Source organism: Streptomyces sp. NPDC048258 (assembly GCF_043201995.1).
In the GTDB taxonomy this organism is placed as follows: Bacteria; Actinomycetota; Actinomycetes; order Streptomycetales; family Streptomycetaceae; genus Streptomyces.
In genome coordinates this window covers 31,356-46,977 of the sequence record NZ_JBICZH010000017.1, presented here as the reverse complement: position 1 = coordinate 46,977, position 15,622 = coordinate 31,356, and the positions used below count along the sequence as shown (strand labels likewise).

Sequence of the window (15,622 nt, the reverse complement as noted above, 5' to 3'; positions counted from 1 at the left end):
GGCGCCGGCAGCACACGTCAGCGCCGACGGACGGTCAGATGCCCATGCCGATGCCGCCGCCCACGGGCAGCACCGCGCCGGTCACGTACCCGGCCTGCTCCGAGGCGAGGAAGCGGACCGCCGCGGCGACCTCCTCGGCCGTACCGGGCCGGCCCAGCGGAGTCATCCCCATGACCTCCTTCATGCGCCGCTCGGTCAGCCCGCTCGTCATGTCCGTGTCGATGATCCCCGGCGCGACCAGGTTCACGGTGATGCCACGGGAGCCCAGTTCCCAGGCGAGTGAGCGGGCGAAGCCCAGCAGCGCGGTCTTCGCCGCGGCGTAGTTGGTCTGCCCCGGGGAGCCCAGGAACCCCAGCGCGGACGACACCAGCACGATCCGGCCCCGGCGGGCGGCGAGCATGCCGCCCGCCGCGGCCCGCACGGTACGGAACACGCCCTTCAGGTTCGTCTCCAGCACCTCGTCGAACGTGGCGTCGTCCATCCGCAGCAGCAGTGTGTCCCGGGTGATGCCCGCATTGGCCACCAGCACCTCCACGGGACCCTGTTCCTCCGCGACGGCGGCGAACGCGGCCCTGACCGAGGCGTCGTCCGTCACGTCGCAGCGCACCCCCAGGAGTCCGTCCGGGGGCGTCCCGGTCCGGTGGCCGACCGCCACCCGGTCGCCGTCGGCGGCCAGGGCCCGCGCCACGGCCAGACCGATCCCCCTGTTGCCGCCGGTGACGAAGACGGAACGTGACATGTTTTTCTCTCCTTCTGGGACACCGGGCACCCGCCCGGTCTCGTGAACGGCGCGAAGGTCATCGCGCCGGGGACTCCACCAGCAGGCACGACCAGGTGAAGCCGGCCCCCGCGCTGAAGACGAGGGCGCTGGACCCGGGCGCGGGCAGGCCCCGCGCCACCAGGTCGGCGAGCCCCGCGACCGCGTCGCCCGCGCCCAGATGCCCGGTCTCCCGGCCGAGGTCGAGCAGTCGCGCCCCGCCCACCTCCTCCGCCAGGACCGGGATCCACGACTCGGCCAGCGTCTTGGCACCGAACCGGGGCAGCACGACATGGGTCAGACGAGGGTCGCGTCCGTCCATGCCACCGTCGGCCAGCGCCTGCGAGACGACCGTGCGGATGGCCCGGCGGTTGGAGGAGGCGAACGGCAGCGTTCCGTGGGTGCGCAGGTAGGCCCGCTTGGTGGCGCGCATGTCGACCTGGTCGCGATGCCCGCGGGCGACCGGCGAGAAGGGATCCGTGCCGCGGTGCATCTCCTCCAGCAGGGGGTCTGCGACCGTCGCGACCGACCGCAGCAGCAACACGTCGCCGTCCGCGGCAGGACGGCGGAGCAGCACGGCCGTACCCGCGTCGCCGTACGCCACCCCGAAGTCGCCCGCCCAGCGGTCGAAGCCGGGCTCGGCGAAGCGGTCTCCCGTTGTCACCATGCCCAGCCGCGGCCGCGCCGAGGGGGCCGGGTCCGAGGAGGCGAGCCACGCCATCACCAGCCCCATGGCGGCCGCGCCGCCGTTGCACACCTGCTGGATGCCGACCGGCAGGGCCCGCAGGGCGTCGAGACGGCGGGCGACGTAGTGGGCGGGCGACCACAGGTCGTGCCCCTGGTAGTACATCCACGCATGCGCCAGCACATCCAGCCCGTCCGCTTCCAGGCCCGCCGCGTCCAGCACCCCGCGGGCCGCGCGGACCGCGGCGTCGGGCGGGGCGACCGCCCCCGCGTCCGGAACGCTCTCGTGGCCCAGGGCCACCGCGTCGCGCTCGCGCAACCGCCCCGCGGCGACCGCGTCCGAGGCGCGGGACCGCCCCTCGGGCAGCCACAGCCCGGCCGTCACTATGCCCACCGGCTCGGTCGGTCTCATCCCCCGCACCACCTGTCCGCACATCGGATCGTCTTCATCGCCGGAATGCTCGGGCGCCCCGATGAAAGTGCGGGCAAAAACCGGCCGGAAACCTCCGCTCCCGGTGCGGATCACCCCCAAGGGCAGACGGCACGGACCCGGCGGAGACACCACCCATGTCACTTTCGGAGTGCTTGCCGCTGCCTCCGGACCTGGGATTGGCTGGTTCAGGCCGCACCGGGGACACGCAGACGTCCCCGCTCCGGCTCCCACAACCAGTGAATCGAAGGGCAATCAGATGAGTGACATCGCGATATCCGAGGACCGGCGCGCACAGGTGCGGGCCATCGTCGCGGACGTCCTCGAAGTGGACGTGGACGCCCTGACCGACGAGAGCAGCTTCGCCGACGACTTCGAGGCGGACTCGCTGCTGATCATCGAGATCTTCTCGCGCTTCGAGCGCGACCTCGGCATCCGGATTCCGCAGGAGGACCTCACCGAGCTCGACGAACTGCCGAGCGCCTACCTCCTCGTCGAGAAGCACAGCACCCCGGAGGCGCTGGGTGTCTGACGAGGCCTCCGCCACCGGGCGCCGGGTCGTCGTCACCGGGCTCGGCGCGGTGAGCAGCCTCGGGCTCGGCGCCCGCGCGCTCACCGCGGCGATCCGGGCCGGGCGCAGCGGCATCGGCCCGATCGGACAGTTCGACGGTACGGGCTTCGAGCGCGCCCTCGCCGGTGAAGTGCGCGGCTTCCACGCGGAGATGCACCTGCGGGGAACCGATCCCGCACGGTGGGGGCGCAGCGGCCGCTTCGCCGCCGCCGCAGCGCGGATGGCGGTCACGGACGCCGGAGTGAATCCCGCCGCGCTGTCCGCGGGAAGCACCGCGAGCTGCTTCGGAACGACCAACGGTGAGTCACAGGTGCTGGAGGGACTGACCCGGCAATGGGTCGACGACGGCCTTGACGCGCTCGACCCGGTGCTCGCCGGTCAGGCCGACGCCGGCCGGATCGCCGCCGCCGTCAGCGCCGAACTCGACCTGAGCGGCGAGTCCATCACCCTCGGCACCGCCTGCGCCGCCGGCAACTACGCCATCGGCTACGGCTTCGACCTGGTCCGTACGGGAGAGGCGGACGCCGCACTGTGCGGCGGAGCCGACGCCTCCAACCGGGCCACCCACGCCGGCTTCCACCGCCTCGGGGCCCTCGCCGCCGACGTCCCCCGCCCCTTCGACGAACACCGCGACGGCATCGTCACCGCGGAGGGCAGTGCGGCGCTGCTCCTGGAACCCCTCGACACGGCGCTGGCACGCGGGGCCCGGATCTACGCCGAGGTCCTCGGGTACGGCATGACCTGCGACGCCCGCCACATGACCAACCCGGACGCCGCGTCGATCGCCGAGTGCATCCGGCGCGCCCACCACCACGCCGGCATCAAGCCCGGCGACGTGGACTACATCTGCGCACACGGAACCGGCACCAGGGCGAACGACTCCACGGAGACGGCCGCCGTGCGCGAGGTGTTCACCGACGGCCCCCCGCCGATCAGCTCGATCAAGTCCATGCTCGGGCACACGATGGGAGCGGCGGCCGGCTTCGGGGCCCTGGTGTGCTGCGCCGCCCTGTCCGAAGGCTTCCTCCCGCCGAGCGCCACGCTCCGCCAGGTGGATCCGGCGCTGGGACCGGGACTCGACTGCGTCCAGGGACGGGCCCGGGCCGCCCGGCCGCGCATCGTACAGAACCACGGCTTCGCCTTCGGCGGGAACAACGCCGTCACGATCTTCGGAGAGTTCACCGTATGAGCATCGTGGACGACCAGCAGCGTCCGGCCGTCACATCGCGGACGGTGGTCCCCTTGGCACTGGACACCGCCGGCGTGGTCAGCGCCGCCGGCGTGGGACTGCGACCCCTCGCCGACGCCCTGCGGCGGGGCGCGGCGGGCGGCGGACAGCCGCCCGCCGCCCACGAGGCGGAGAGCTACCCGCCCCTCACCCTGCGCCCGGCGGACTTCCCGGCCGCCGACCTCCTCGGCGTCAAGGGACTGAACCGGCTGACGCGGGCCGAACAACTGGGCATGGCTGCCTGCACCCTGGCGCTCGAACCGGTCGCCGACCGCTCCGGGACCGGCGTGGTCCTCGGCAGCGCCGTCGGCAGCAGCGGCGGTGCCGGCCGCTTCACCCGGGACACCTTCGTCCAGGAACGCCCCGACATGGTGAACCCGTCGGCCTTCCCGGGCACCCTGATGAACGCGGCGGCAGGCCGCACGGCCATCCGCCACGGGCTCACCGACGCGAACGCCACCGTCTCCGGCGGACCCCTGGCCTCGCTGCACGCACTGCGTTTCGCCCGGAACACCCTGGTGGCCGGCCACGCACGCCGGATGCTGACCGGAGGCGTGGAGGAGCTGTCGCCCCAGAGCGCCTGGGCCTGGCACCGGGCCGGATCGCTCGCACCGGGCACCGCACTCGGCGAAGGCGCCGCGGTGTTCGCCCTGCGGACGGTCCCGGACGGCGCCACCGGCGAGAGCCCCCTCGCCCTCGTCATGGCCGTCGAGACCGGGTTCGCCGCGGGCGGGCCCCTCGCCGTCGCCCGCCGCCTCACCACCTGCGTACGGGACGCCCTCGCCCGCAGCGGTGTCGGCGCCGCCGACGTCGCCGTGGTCGCACCCGGTGCCGCCGGCCGGCGAGGCTGGGCGGCCGTGGAGGAACGCGCCCTGCGCGCGGCGCTCGACGCCCCCGACGGCCGGCACCTGCTGCGCGTGCAGGAGGTGCTCGGCGAGACCCACGGAGCGGGCGTCGCCCTCCAGGTCGCCGCCGTCGTCGCCCGCTGGCACGACCCCCACCTCGACACCCGCGGCGAGCGGGCCGCCCTCGTCACCTCCGTCGGCCCGGACGGCTCGGTCGGCTGCGCCGTCCTGCTGCACCCGCACGCGGGCGCCTGAACCTCCCCGCCCCCGCCCCCGCCCGACCGATCCCACCGATCCCACCGATCCCACCGATCCACCGATCCACCGATCCACCACCACGTAAGGACATCCCCTCCCCATGCGTTACCGCTATCTCGGCCGAACCGGCCTCCAGGTCTCCGAGCTGTCCTTCGGGGCGGCCACGCTCGGCACCCCCGGCGCGTTCGGCGGGCTGCCCGGTGCGAACTGGTCCCAGTTCGGCGTCAACGCGGGCGACGACGCCGTCCGCCTCGTCCACGCCTGCCACGACGCGGGCGTCAACTTCTTCGACACCGCCGACGTCTACCGGGACGGCGAGTGCGAGGAACTGCTCGGCCTGGCACTGAAGGACCGCCGGGACAAGGCCGTCATCGCCACCAAGGCCCGCTTCCGCACCGACCCCGACGACGTCAACGCGGCCGGCTCCTCCCGGCACCACCTGGTGCGCGCCGTCGAGGCCAGTCTCCGCCGCCTCGGCACCGACTACATCGACGTGCTCTACCTCCACGGCACCGACCCGCGGACCTCCCTGGAGGAGACCCTCGGGGCCCTAGACGACCTGGTGCGCGCCGGAAAGCTGCGCTACATCGGCTGCTCGAACTTCCCCGGCTGGCAGCTGATGAAGGCACTCGACATCTCCGACCACCGCAACCTCGCCCGCTTCGCCGCCTACCAGGGCTACTACAACCTGGGAGCCCGCGAACTGGAGCACGAGATCGTGCCCGCCGCCGCCGACCGGGGCGTGGGCATCACCGTCTGGAGCCCGCTGGCGGGCGGCTTCTTCAGCGGGAAGTACCGGCGCGGGCAGGACGTCTCCGCGGACTTCCGCCTGGCACACGAGGGCCCCGCCTCCATCGCCCCGCTCACCGATCGCGAGCAGGCCTACGACGTGGTGGAGGTGCTCGACGGCATCGCCCGCGAGCGCGACGTCTCGATCGCCCAGGTCGCCCTCAACTGGGTGCTGAGCAAGCCCGCCGTGACGTCCGTGGTCTTCGGCGCCAGCCGCCCCGGCCAGCTCCAGGACAACCTCGGCACCGTCGAGTGGGAGCTCACCACCGAGGAGCGGCAGCGCCTGGACGCGGCGAGCGACCGGCCCGCGCCCTACCCGTACTGGCACATGCGCGCGATCGCCGGCGACCGGAACCTGCCCGGAGACATCCAGCCCTGACCGCGGCCGCGTCCACCCCCACAGTTCAGCCGAAGCCCAACCCAGGAGCACAGCCGTGCCCATTGCCGTCATCGCCCTGTCCCTCAGCGGTTTCGCCATCGGAGTCGCCGAGTTCATCATCGCGGGGATCCTCCCCGACATCGGAGCCGACCTCTCCGTCTCCATCCCCACCGCGGGACTCCTGGTGTCCGGGTACGCGCTAGGCGTCGTCATCGGCGCCCCCGGCCTCACCGTTCTGTGCGCCCGCACCGAACGCAGGAGCCTGCTGATCCGGCTCATGCTGCTCTTCCTCGCCGGAACGGTCCTGTCCGCCCTCGCCCCCACCTACGGGCTGCTCATGGCGGGCCGGGTGCTCTCCGCCCTCGCCCACGGCGCGTTCTTCGGCGTCGCGATGGTGGTCGCCTCCGATCTCGTCCCCGAAGACCGCAAGGGCCGCGCCGTGTCGATGGTCGCCGCGGGTCTCACCCTCTCCACGATCCTCGGCGTCCCGGCGGGCACGTTCATCGGCCAGCACTTCGGCTGGCGCTGGGCATTCTGGATGGTCGCCCTCTTCGCCGCGGTGGGCCTGGCGGGCATCGCCTCGCTCGTGCCCCGGACCCCGGCGCCCGAGGGCACCGGGCTGCGCTCCGAACTGAAGGTGCTGCGCCGTCCGCAAGTACTGCTGGTCCTGCTCACCACCGTGCTCGGCTTCGGCGGCGTCATGACCTCGTACACCTACATCGCGGAAATGGTCACCCACGTCACCGGCTTCACCGACGACGCCGTCACCCTGATCATGGTGCTCTTCGGCGTCGGCATGTTCGTCGGCAACCTGGTCAGCGGCCGGTTCGCGGACCGCGCCCCCAAGAGCACCATGTGCGGTGCGCTGGCGCTGCTCACACTCGTCCTCGGGGCGTTCACCTTCACGGTGCACGACAAGGCGGCCACCTGCGTGACCGTCTTCCTCTTCGGCGCGGCCACCTTCGCCACCATCTCCCCGCTCCAGATGCGGATCATGGCCAAGGCCGACGGCGCCCCCACGCTCGCCTCGGCGTCGAACATCGCCGCCTTCAACCTCGCCAACGCCGCCGGCCCGCTCCTCGGCGGCAGGATCATCGACGCCGGCCTCGGCTACCCCGCCCTCAACTGGGCCGGGGCCCTCGTCACCCTCGCCGGACTTCTCCTCGCCGGCCTCGGCGTGGCAGCGGAGCGCAAGGAGCGCGCCGCCACGCCCGCCGTCACCTCACCGAGCGGCAGCGCCGCCGCGCACTGAACGCCATCGATACGAAAGGAAGCCACCGTGGAAGCCCCCGTCCTCGACGCGCCCCGCAGCCCCACCGCCCCCGCCTACGACCGGACCGTGTCCCGCTCGCTCGTCCACCGCTGGGCCCTGTCCGAGGTGTTCCTCACCGATTCCGTCGCCACCGGCGAGGGCACCTTCACCGCCGCCGCGCAACTGCCCCTCTCTCACGCGTACTTCCGCGACCACATACCGGGGCGGAGCTTCCACGACCCGCTGCTCGTGCTGGAGAGCTGCCGCCAGGCGGTCACCTACGGCGCGCACCTCTACGAGGCGGTGCCCCGCGACACCACGTTCATGGTCACGTCCTGGACGCTCGACATCACCGAGCCGGAGGCGCTCCGATGCGGCGAACGGCCCGGGGAACTGCGCATGGACGCAGAGGTCACCCAACGCGCCCGGCGCGGCGGACGGCTGCGCCGGCTGGCCTTCGCCATGGACCTCACGCTCGACGGCCGCACCCTGGGCCGGCTCACCATGGACACCAACTGCACCCCCACCGACCAGTACCACGCACTGCGCCGCATGCAGCGCGGCACCACCGTCCCCACGGCGTTCACCCTGCCCGCCGAGCCCGCCGGAGCACCGGTCGACCCGGCCCGGGTGCGCCGGCTCGACCCGGTGAACACCGTGCTCGACGCCGTACGCCTGGGCCCGGCCACCCTCACCGCCCGTCTCAGCCCCCGTACGTACCTCAACCGCAGCATGTACGACCACCCCTACGACCACGTCCCGGCCATGGTCTTCAGCGAGGCGGCCCGCCAGTGCGCCCTGCTGCTGTGCCCGGAGGGCACCGCCACGCCGGAGACCGACGCCGCACGCGTGCTGCGGCTGCACGGTCGCTTCCTGAAGTTCGCCGAACTGGACGACCAGGTGCACCTGACCGCCGCACGCGAGGAAGACGGCAGCCAGGAAGCCTTCCGCATGAGCGCCGTCCAGCAGGACGAGACGGTGGCCGAGGTACACGTGGCGCTGGGCTGACCCTCCGCCTGCCCGCCAGACCGTCCCCTCCACCTCCACCTTCCCCTTTCCCCTTTCCCCTCTCCCTTCTCCCTTCTCGCCTCCGGAGTTCTCCGTGACCACGGCACTGCCGACGACCACGCACGCCGTCGCGTTCTTCGACGTCGACGAGACGCTCACCACCGTCAAGACCATGTTCGACTTCTACGACTTCTTCCTGAAAGCCGTCGGGCACACTCCGCAGGAACAGCAACGGCTCCGCCAGGACGCCCGCGACCTGCTGCGCCCCGGCACGCCCCGGGAACAGGGCAACCGGCTCTTCTACCGGCGATTCGCCGGCTACCGGGCCGAGGAGACGGAAGCCGCCGGCCGGGCGTGGTTCGCACAGCACCTGCGGCAGGGCGGCTTCTTCCACCAGGACGTCCTCGAAGAGCTCACGGCCCACCAGGAGCGGGGGCTGGCCACCGTCCTCGTCTCCGGTTCCTTCGCCGCCGCTCTGGATCCGGTGGCCGCCCACGTCGGTGCCGACGTCGTGCTGTGCACGCGCCCGGAGATCCAGGACGGGGTGTACACCGGGGAGGTGCTGACGACGATGATCGGCGACGCCAAGGCTCGGGCCGCCCGAGAGCTCCTGTCCGAGCGCGGCATCGCCCCTGAACAGTGCCACGCCTACGGCGACCACGTCTCCGACCTGGGGCTTCTCCGCCTCGTCGGCCACCCGGTCGTCGTCGGCGACCACCCGGACTTGCTGGCGGAGGCCGGCCGGCACGGCTGGCACCACCTGCCGGGCGTCCCGGCCTGACCCACGGGCGGCGCCAGGTCACGTCACGGAAACCCGTGTCGTGACCGCCTCCCCGGACCCACCGGACGGGTGGCGAACCGGGAGACCGCCATCCGCTACGCGGACTCCACCCGCCGGACGATCAGCGTCGTCCTGCCGGAAGGGACGTCTTTCGTCAACTGGCGCGAGAAGCGAAGGCTTCGGTCCTCCGAAGACGCAGGCGCGCTTGTCCGCTGATCTCCGCCGCCGCGACGCTCGCAGCCAAAGGCATGCCCCCCTTCGCGGAGGCGGGCCGAACGGGCGGCGCGCGCCGTCGTTTCCGGGGCGCTGCGGAACACGTGCCGCGGCTGCGCGTGCGGGGCCATGCACGGTTCGAAGAAAAACTTCGGCCGGAGGTGAATCCTTTCCGGACCTCCCCGCCTCTTGTCTGTGTACCGGCCGAACGGGCCGGCAGAACCGGGAGGAAACACCAATGATGGTCACTGGCCTCGTAGTGATCGGAGCCCTGCTCGTGGGCGCGTGCAGCTGGCACCTGATGCGGCGCTACAAGAGCCGAAGCTGAGCAGCGGCCACGCGCGGGGAGCCTTCCGGATATGAGTAGCAGATGAACCAACGCTTTGCCTGGCCGGACGAGCGGCTGATCAGGGCCGCTCAGGACGGCGACGTCACTTCACTCACCACCGTCGTCATGGAATCGCAGCCCCATGTGCGCAAGTTCGCCATATCGCTGTGCGCCTCGCCGCAGGACGCGGAGGACGCGGCGCAGGAGGCGCTGATCATCCTCTACCGGAAGATCGGCACCTTGCGGGCCGCCGGCGCGCTGGCCTCATGGATGTTCCGGATCGTGCGCAACGAATGCCTCCGGCAGGTACGGCTGTTCGTCTCGCGGGGCGACGAGAAGTCGGCCGAACCGGAGGCGTCTGCGGAACCGTCCGCCGAGGACGCGGTGCTGCACAGGCTGGAAGCGGAGCGGGTCGCCGCTGCGGTCAGCGCCCTTCCCCGTGACCTGCGGCAGGTCCTGATCATGCGGGACGTACAGGGCCTGCCCGGCAAGACCGTCGCCCATGCGCTCGGTCTGAGCAACGCCGCGATGAAATCGCGGCTGCACAGAGCACGCGCAGCACTGCGCCACTCGCTGGCGGCGACCGACCGAGCACCCGATCAAACCATCGACCAACCAGCCGGAGGAGACTCACGACCGTGAACACCGTGAACACCGTGAACACCGTGAAGCCCGAGCAGGGCGCGAAGGCCCGGGCCACCGCACAGTCCGCGGCGCCCGAGATGAACTTCGCCAGCAAGTCCGTCCCGCGCCACCTGGCGCGCGGCGCCATCGGCTTCGGGCTGATCATCGGCTCGATCGCCCTGGTGCCCGTCGCCGGCCCGGCCACCCTGCTGGCGGCCCCGTTGGCCCTGATCGCCTTCCGCGGCTGCCCCACCTGCTGGATGGTCGGCCTGGCGCAGACCGTCTCCCGCGGCCGTCTGGAGCGCCAGTGTGCGGACGGCGTCTGCACCCTCACCAAGGCGCACCCGTCGGCGAAGGCCACGGACGAGCCGACCGTGGACATCAACGTCCCGGCCGCTTCCCGGTGACCCGGCCGGGCGACGGATAGCGGGCGGCCTCAAGGCCACCCGTTTGCCATCCGCCCTTGAAGAGCGGCTGTTGATGGTGTGTGCGAAACCGTTCGTGGAACGGTCACGGTGACCGTTCCACGAACGGAAGTCATGGAGTGGGTGAGGCACCTGACTGAGCAAGAGGTGACAGCCACCGTCGTGACCTCGGCCGGCGGCTCATCGGCCCTTCTCGGTGATCATGTCGATCAGGCCGTGGGCTGTGTTGTCGCCCGAGAAGATCTCGGAGAGCTCGGCGCCTTCAAAAGTGGCGTCCTCGGTGCTGCGGAGGAACATGGCCTGCTCGTACTCGGTGAACGCGGCCTCGACGTCGTCGGGGTGCGCGGCGAGGGCCTTGCCGAGTTCGGCGCCGTCGAGCATGGCCAGGTTGGCGCCTTCGCCGTTCGGGGCCGCGAGGTGGGCGGCGTCGCCGAGCAAGGTCACCCCCGGCACCCGGTCCCACCGGTGCCCGGTCGGCAGAGCGTAGTGGGGACGCAGGACCGGCGCGGTGTCGCCGTCCGTGATCAGGGCGGTGAGTTCCGGTGCCCAGCCCTCGAACTCCCGCGCTATCCGCGCGGTGGCCGCAGCGGCGTCGGTGAAGTCGATGGCGGCGAACCAGTCCTGCGGCCTGGCCAGCGCCACGTAGGTGTGCAGGGTGTCGCCGCTTTCCCGGTGGGCGAAGATCTCCCTGCCCGGCGCGGGCGCGATCAGCATCCCGCCGCCGACCGCCTTCGCGGCGGCTGCATGCCGGGTGTCGGCGTCGAACAGGTACGTCTCGACGAACGACGTGCCGGCGTACACGGGTGTGGCGGTGGAGAGCAGCGGCCGGACCCGTGACCACGCGCCGTCCGCGCCGACCAGCAGGCTCGTGACGACGGTGCTGCCGTCGGCGAACGTCACCTCGTGGCGGCCCTCGCCGAGGGCGCGGACGCTGCTGGCCTTGTGCCCCCACCGGACGGTGCCGGCCGGGAGTGAGTCGAGCAGGATCTGCCGCAGTTCACCGCGCTGCACCTCGGGGCGTCCGCCCGTGCCGTCGTCGGCTTTGTCGAGCAGGACGGTCCCGTCCCGGTCGAGGACCCGCATCGCCTGGCGGCCCTCCAGGACGATGGCGTGGAACTCGTCCATCAGGCCGGTCGCCTCGAGGGCGAGCTGCCCGTTGTAGTCGTGGATGTCGAGCATCCCGCCCTGCGTGCGCGCCGACGGGGAGGACTCCGCCTCGTAGACCGTGACCGGGATTCCGTGGACGTGAAGGACGCGGGCCAGCGTGAGTCCGCCGAGTCCTGCGCCGATGATCGTGACGGGCGTGTGCATGGTGGCTCCTTCGGGATCGGGCCGGCCGGTGAGCTCCGGCCGGCCGTCTCCGAAAAGGTGCCAGGCCCCGCCGACGAGCCGCCGACATCGGACCGACAGCCCCCGACAGCCCCCGACAGATGACCGACACCGCGGCTCCGCCGCCCGGCCACCCCGGGTCATAGCGCCGATCAGCCAGGAGGCACCGGCCCCACCGCTCCGGGGGCCGGCCGGTTCAGGAGGTGACGTCGTTGATGATGTTTGCGATCACCCAGATCACCCATGCCACGGGCAGCAGCACGGCCAGGCTCGTCGCACGGCGCAGCACTGGTGCCCCGGTCTGCGGCCGCGCATGGCCCCCGGACGGCTCGGGCAGCCGGTTCACCTTCGCCAGCGCCAGCCGGTTGGCGATGAGCGTGCCCGGTGTGAACAGCACCAGCGACAGCGGCGACCACCATCCCTGCCACAGCGTCCGCGCGGTGAGCTCACGGAAGTACGTCGTCCCGCACCCGCGGCAGAAGGGGCCCTCCACCTTGTGGAATCGCATCAGCACCAGCACGCCCTGGTGGAGGCGGAAGGTCACCGGGGCCGCCGGGAACGCCCCGCAGTGGCGACACATCAGCGCCGCTGCCGGGGCCGAGGCGGGACCCGCTCCCGGATACGCCGGGCCGGGACCGGACACGGGCCACCCCGTGGGCGGTTGGGGACCGAAGCCGGGTGGGGTCTGGCCCGTGGCCGGATCGGCCGGCCACGGCCCGCCTGGCTGAGCGGACGAGGAACTGACAGTCATCAGGGAAATTCCTTGCACATGAGAGAAGGCAGCGCGCTGAGCACGCCGCCACAAAGGTCACAGCAGAACAGACACGCTTCACCCGATCATGGTTCCTCACTCCTTGCGATTATCGGATGATCCATACCTGCCGATGGTGGCGGCTGCCGTCGCGTACGGCGGCATGCCGTTGACACCTGCCGAACGGCGTGCGAGAAAGGCTGCAGGGCGCGTTCGGTCACTGTCTCCTCGTCTGAGGTGCGGTTCTTCTTGTGACCGGGCTGCCAGTACGTGCCCGTGCCGACGCCGGGGCCGCGTGAAAATTCACTGTCGCCACACGCGAGACTGTCGAACAGTGGGCACACCACCGCATACGTGAACGGACAACTCTCCTTTGACCACGATTCCCGGATCCCGTGTCCCGGGGCGGACCTGGACGATCCGTCTGACCGGCCACGGCGACCACACCGTCTCCGTCACCTGCAGCACCGAGGCATGCCGCATGCCGCCCCGGTCCAAGGACACGGCGGCCATGCGACGGTTCGCCGCCGAGCACGCCCGCGCGCACGCCCGCCTCGCCACCGTCCGCCCCAACGCGGCGTGCGCCTGCCAGGCCGCCGAATGCGGATTCCACGAGGACACCAGAGCCTCCTGCACCGGTGCCCCGCTGCTCCTCCTCATCCACAACCCGGCCGTCGGCCAGGTCTGGACCCTCGCCGAGATCTGCCAGGCCTGCGCACCCCTGATCTCCCACACCGCCGTCCTCGGCCGCGCCCAGCGGCCGACGGCTTCTCGTCCCGCCGCGGCATCGGCCCCCGCTTCGCCAGCAGTCCCCGCCGCACCCGCCCCGGCACGCGCGGCTGTGGCCGGCGGCTTTTCGTCCCCCGAGGCCGCTCCCGAAGCTGTCTCCCGCCGCCGCCCGCACCGCGGCGGCCCCCGACGCACCCGCTGACGGCCGTCACAAGACGCCTCGTACGGGCCTGCGGGGCTGGTGTCCCCGGCTCCCGACCAGCGCGCGAGCTGGAGAACGGCCGCTTGTACGTGGGCTTTCAGGTGGAAGGCTGACCCGTTCGTCTCCTGCCCGCACGCCGCGCATCCCCTGACCGAGTCCCCCACCGCAGGGAGGTCACAGCCGCCAGTACGTACCCGCACGGGAGTCGACGTGCACCACGTGCCGGCCGACGCGCACCACGTGGTGGTCCGGACCGGACCAGGAGCCGGTGGCACCGTCGGCGCCGGACAGCGGGGTCCAGATCTCCAGGAAGGTGCTGCCGTCCGGGTTGGTGCCCCGCTCGACGAGGTTCGCGCCCTGCCACCGGAAGGTGCCGGCGTCTTCGCCGGGCTCGCCCGTGAGGTGGTGGAAGTGCACCTGGGAGCCGTCGAAGGCGGTCGTGCCGGCGAAGCCCCGGCTGTCGGCGTAGTACGGTCCGGCCTGCAGCCACACCCCTTCGCGATCCTCGAGAAGGGGTCCGCCGTTGCGGCTGATGCCGCGCCGCAGCCAGGCGCCGGGCTCGGGCACCGGGACCCCGGGGCCGCCCGGGACGCGGCCCGCCGGTTCGGGCTCAGGCCTCGTCATCGGTAGCGGGGTCGTCCACGGCGTCCACGACATCCACGTTGTCCACGTCGTCCACGTCGTCCACGGCCACGAGCGTCAGCGGTACGTTGCCGCGTACTGCCTGCGAGTACGGGCAGACCGCGTCCGCCCGGTGCAGCAGGGGCTGGAGGTCCGCCGCCCGCCACCCCGGCAGGCTGACGGTGAGGGCCACCGCGAGGCCGTAGCCCGCGGGCGTGTCCGTGGTGCCGAGCTGCACTTCGCAGGCCACGCGCGCGGCGGAGGCATCCGCCCCGAACTCGGCGGCGACCTCCGCGAGCGCGGAGGTGAAGCAGGCGGCGAAACCGGCCGCGAACAGCTGCTCGGGGTTGGTGGTGCCGGGCACCTTCTTGCGCGGCGGGGCGAGGCGGACGTCCAGGCGCCCGTCGTCCGTGTGGACGGATCCGGTACGTCCCCCGGCGGCATGCGCGGTCGTCCGGTACAGGCTGCGGGTGAGTGGCACGGTCATGGCGTTCGGCCCATCTTGCTCGACGAGGACGCTGCCCGGGTGCGGACAGCGGACGGCGCTGCTCGTGCAGCACCTCGCGCGTCGTCGTGCGTGACCGGGTACGGCGCATCTCGTCCGGGGCCTTGGATCCGGCCGCCGGACAATCTAGCAACGGAGGCAGCCGGCCGGGGCTTCGCCCGCGGTGAAGTTCCTCACCCGCTGCCGGCCCCGTCGCGATCCGGGGACGCGGGCCGGTGCCGGCTGCGGTACGCCCCGGGAGGCATGCCCTCCCACCGGGTGAAGGCACGGACCACGGCCGTCGCACCGCTCAGGCCGACGAGGGGGGCGATCCGGTCCAGCGGCAGGGCCGTGGTCTCCAGCAGCTGCCTGGCCCGGCCGTGGCGGGCGGCGTCGAGGAGCGCGCGCCACGAGGTGCCCTCCGCGTGCAGGGCCCTGCGCAGGCTCCGGACGCTCAGATTGAGTTCCTTGGCGGGGCCCTCGGGTCCAGCGTCCTCGAGCGCGGCGTGCTCCAGCCACTGCCGCACGCGCTCGGCCGCGGTCGCGGCAGTGGACAGCCGGTCCAGGAGCCGGTCGGCGTAGGCCCGGTGGAGGGCGTTGAGCGCCGGGTCGTACAGGGGGCGGCGCCTGTCGAGGTCCTCGTTGGCGACCGTGATCGCGTTCTCCGGGGCGTCGAAGGTGACGGGGCAGCCCAGGACGCGGGCGTATGGCTCGGCCGTGCCCGCACGGGGGTGGGCGAACGACACGGCCCGTGGCGCCCAGTCGTCGCCGGCGATCCAGCGGGCGGCCCGCACCATGCTGCTGACGACCGCCTCCACCTGCTGGGGGTGCATGGCCGCCGGGCGCCGTAGCGGCGAACGCAAGGGTGCCCCCGGCGCGTGCGACCCAGGGGCACCCTTGCGGGGATCCGCCATCAGCGCGCTGACCGGATCCA

At 72.5% G+C, this 15,622-nt stretch carries 17 protein-coding genes and 1 riboswitch; of the genes, 10 read left to right on the top strand and 7 right to left on the bottom strand.

What is annotated here, in order from left to right; all coding sequences use genetic code 11:
• Positions 1–34 precede the first annotated feature (34 nt).
• Both fabG and ACGFYQ_RS30925 read right to left on the bottom strand, forming a co-directional pair.
• The gene (gene fabG, locus ACGFYQ_RS30930) at positions 35–739 is read right to left on the bottom strand and encodes a 3-oxoacyl-ACP reductase FabG (RefSeq protein ID WP_393749478.1); all 705 of its coding nucleotides are present in this window, start codon (positions 737–739) and stop codon (positions 35–37) included.
• A gap of 58 nt (positions 740–797) precedes the next feature.
• Positions 798–1,853 (bottom strand): ketoacyl-ACP synthase III family protein, encoded by a 1,056-nt coding sequence (locus ACGFYQ_RS30925; protein ID WP_393749477.1) that lies wholly within the window; start codon positions 1,851–1,853, stop codon positions 798–800.
• Positions 1,854–2,130: 277 nt separating this feature from the next.
• Between ACGFYQ_RS30925 and ACGFYQ_RS30920 the strand changes: the two genes are divergently transcribed.
• The 9 genes from ACGFYQ_RS30920 (at position 2,131) to ACGFYQ_RS30880 (ending at position 10,554) form a co-directional block, all read left to right on the top strand.
• Positions 2,131–2,403, top strand: coding sequence for an acyl carrier protein (locus tag ACGFYQ_RS30920; protein WP_393749476.1), 273 nt, complete (start codon positions 2,131–2,133; stop codon positions 2,401–2,403).
• Positions 2,396–3,631: a beta-ketoacyl-[acyl-carrier-protein] synthase family protein gene (locus ACGFYQ_RS30915; protein ID WP_393749475.1), complete on the top strand. Its 1,236-nt coding sequence runs from the start codon at positions 2,396–2,398 to the stop codon at positions 3,629–3,631. The genes ACGFYQ_RS30920 and ACGFYQ_RS30915 overlap by 8 nt, the downstream gene beginning before the upstream one ends.
• A complete protein-coding gene (locus ACGFYQ_RS30910; RefSeq protein WP_393749474.1) occupies positions 3,628–4,770 on the top strand; it encodes a beta-ketoacyl synthase N-terminal-like domain-containing protein in 1,143 nt (380 codons plus the stop codon). Before ACGFYQ_RS30915 ends, ACGFYQ_RS30910 begins: the two co-directional genes overlap by 4 nt.
• A 103-nt stretch (positions 4,771–4,873) precedes the next feature.
• A complete protein-coding gene (locus ACGFYQ_RS30905) occupies positions 4,874–5,941 on the top strand; it encodes an aldo/keto reductase (protein ID WP_393749473.1) in 1,068 nt (355 codons plus the stop codon).
• Positions 5,942–5,996: 55 nt separating this feature from the next.
• Positions 5,997–7,193, top strand: coding sequence for an MFS transporter (locus ACGFYQ_RS30900; RefSeq protein WP_393749472.1), 1,197 nt, complete (start codon positions 5,997–5,999; stop codon positions 7,191–7,193).
• Between the two features lie 27 nt (positions 7,194–7,220).
• Positions 7,221–8,201: an AfsA-related hotdog domain-containing protein gene (locus ACGFYQ_RS30895; protein ID WP_393749471.1), complete on the top strand. Its 981-nt coding sequence runs from the start codon at positions 7,221–7,223 to the stop codon at positions 8,199–8,201.
• Positions 8,202–8,295: 94 nt separating this feature from the next.
• Entirely contained in the window at positions 8,296–8,982 is a 687-nt protein-coding gene (locus tag ACGFYQ_RS30890) for an HAD family hydrolase (RefSeq protein ID WP_393749470.1), read from the top strand.
• 583 nt (positions 8,983–9,565) lie between these two features.
• Complete coding sequence (locus ACGFYQ_RS30885) at positions 9,566–10,165, top strand: RNA polymerase sigma factor (RefSeq protein ID WP_393749469.1); 600 nt, start codon at positions 9,566–9,568, stop codon at positions 10,163–10,165.
• On the top strand, positions 10,162–10,554 hold the full coding sequence (locus ACGFYQ_RS30880; protein ID WP_393749468.1) for a hypothetical protein: 393 nt from the start codon (positions 10,162–10,164) through the stop codon (positions 10,552–10,554). Before ACGFYQ_RS30885 ends, ACGFYQ_RS30880 begins: the two co-directional genes overlap by 4 nt.
• A gap of 198 nt (positions 10,555–10,752) precedes the next feature.
• On the opposite strand, the gene ACGFYQ_RS30875 is transcribed toward ACGFYQ_RS30880, so the two are convergent.
• Together ACGFYQ_RS30875 and ACGFYQ_RS30870 are read right to left on the bottom strand one after the other, a co-directional pair.
• Positions 10,753–11,883, bottom strand: a complete 1,131-nt coding sequence (locus ACGFYQ_RS30875) for an FAD-dependent oxidoreductase (RefSeq protein WP_393749467.1) — start codon at positions 11,881–11,883, stop codon at positions 10,753–10,755.
• Positions 11,884–12,097: 214 nt separating this feature from the next.
• Positions 12,098–12,445, bottom strand: coding sequence for a hypothetical protein (locus tag ACGFYQ_RS30870; protein ID WP_393749466.1), 348 nt, complete (start codon positions 12,443–12,445; stop codon positions 12,098–12,100).
• A gap of 580 nt (positions 12,446–13,025) precedes the next feature.
• On the opposite strand from ACGFYQ_RS30870, the gene ACGFYQ_RS30865 reads away from it, so the two are divergent.
• Positions 13,026–13,583, top strand: coding sequence for a hypothetical protein (locus tag ACGFYQ_RS30865; protein WP_393749465.1), 558 nt, complete (start codon positions 13,026–13,028; stop codon positions 13,581–13,583).
• 174 nt (positions 13,584–13,757) lie between these two features.
• Here ACGFYQ_RS30865 and ACGFYQ_RS30860 read toward each other — a convergent pair whose 3' ends face one another.
• The 3 genes from ACGFYQ_RS30860 to ACGFYQ_RS30850 form a co-directional block, all read right to left on the bottom strand.
• Positions 13,758–14,207: a hypothetical protein gene (locus ACGFYQ_RS30860; RefSeq protein ID WP_393749464.1), complete on the bottom strand. Its 450-nt coding sequence runs from the start codon at positions 14,205–14,207 to the stop codon at positions 13,758–13,760.
• Entirely contained in the window at positions 14,194–14,691 is a 498-nt protein-coding gene (locus tag ACGFYQ_RS30855; RefSeq protein ID WP_393749463.1) for an Ohr family peroxiredoxin, read from the bottom strand. The genes ACGFYQ_RS30860 and ACGFYQ_RS30855 overlap by 14 nt, the downstream gene beginning before the upstream one ends.
• 75 nt (positions 14,692–14,766) lie before the next feature.
• Positions 14,767–14,828, bottom strand: a riboswitch (guanidine-III (ykkC-III) riboswitch).
• Between the two features lie 54 nt (positions 14,829–14,882).
• Positions 14,883–15,521, bottom strand: coding sequence for an AraC family transcriptional regulator ligand-binding domain-containing protein (locus ACGFYQ_RS30850; protein WP_393749462.1), 639 nt, complete (start codon positions 15,519–15,521; stop codon positions 14,883–14,885).
• Positions 15,522–15,622 lie beyond the last annotated feature (101 nt).

Bases quoted from the DNA above. Each gene is read 5' to 3' on its own strand.
- fabG (WP_393749478.1), bottom strand. From the start codon at position 739: ATGTCACGTTCCGTCTTCGTCACCGGCGGCAACAGGGGGATCGGTCTG.
- ACGFYQ_RS30925 (WP_393749477.1), bottom strand. From the start codon at position 1,853: ATGAGACCGACCGAGCCGGTGGGCATAGTGACGGCCGGGCTGTGGCTG.
- ACGFYQ_RS30920 (WP_393749476.1), top strand. From the start codon at position 2,131: ATGAGTGACATCGCGATATCCGAGGACCGGCGCGCACAGGTGCGGGCC.
- ACGFYQ_RS30910 (WP_393749474.1), top strand. From the start codon at position 3,628: ATGAGCATCGTGGACGACCAGCAGCGTCCGGCCGTCACATCGCGGACG.
- ACGFYQ_RS30905 (WP_393749473.1), top strand. From the start codon at position 4,874: ATGCGTTACCGCTATCTCGGCCGAACCGGCCTCCAGGTCTCCGAGCTG.
- ACGFYQ_RS30885 (WP_393749469.1), top strand. From the start codon at position 9,566: ATGAACCAACGCTTTGCCTGGCCGGACGAGCGGCTGATCAGGGCCGCT.
- ACGFYQ_RS30875 (WP_393749467.1), bottom strand. From the start codon at position 11,883: ATGCACACGCCCGTCACGATCATCGGCGCAGGACTCGGCGGACTCACG.
- ACGFYQ_RS30860 (WP_393749464.1), bottom strand. From the start codon at position 14,207: ATGACGAGGCCTGAGCCCGAACCGGCGGGCCGCGTCCCGGGCGGCCCC.
- ACGFYQ_RS30855 (WP_393749463.1), bottom strand. From the start codon at position 14,691: ATGACCGTGCCACTCACCCGCAGCCTGTACCGGACGACCGCGCATGCC.
- ACGFYQ_RS30850 (WP_393749462.1), bottom strand. From the start codon at position 15,521: ATGCACCCCCAGCAGGTGGAGGCGGTCGTCAGCAGCATGGTGCGGGCC.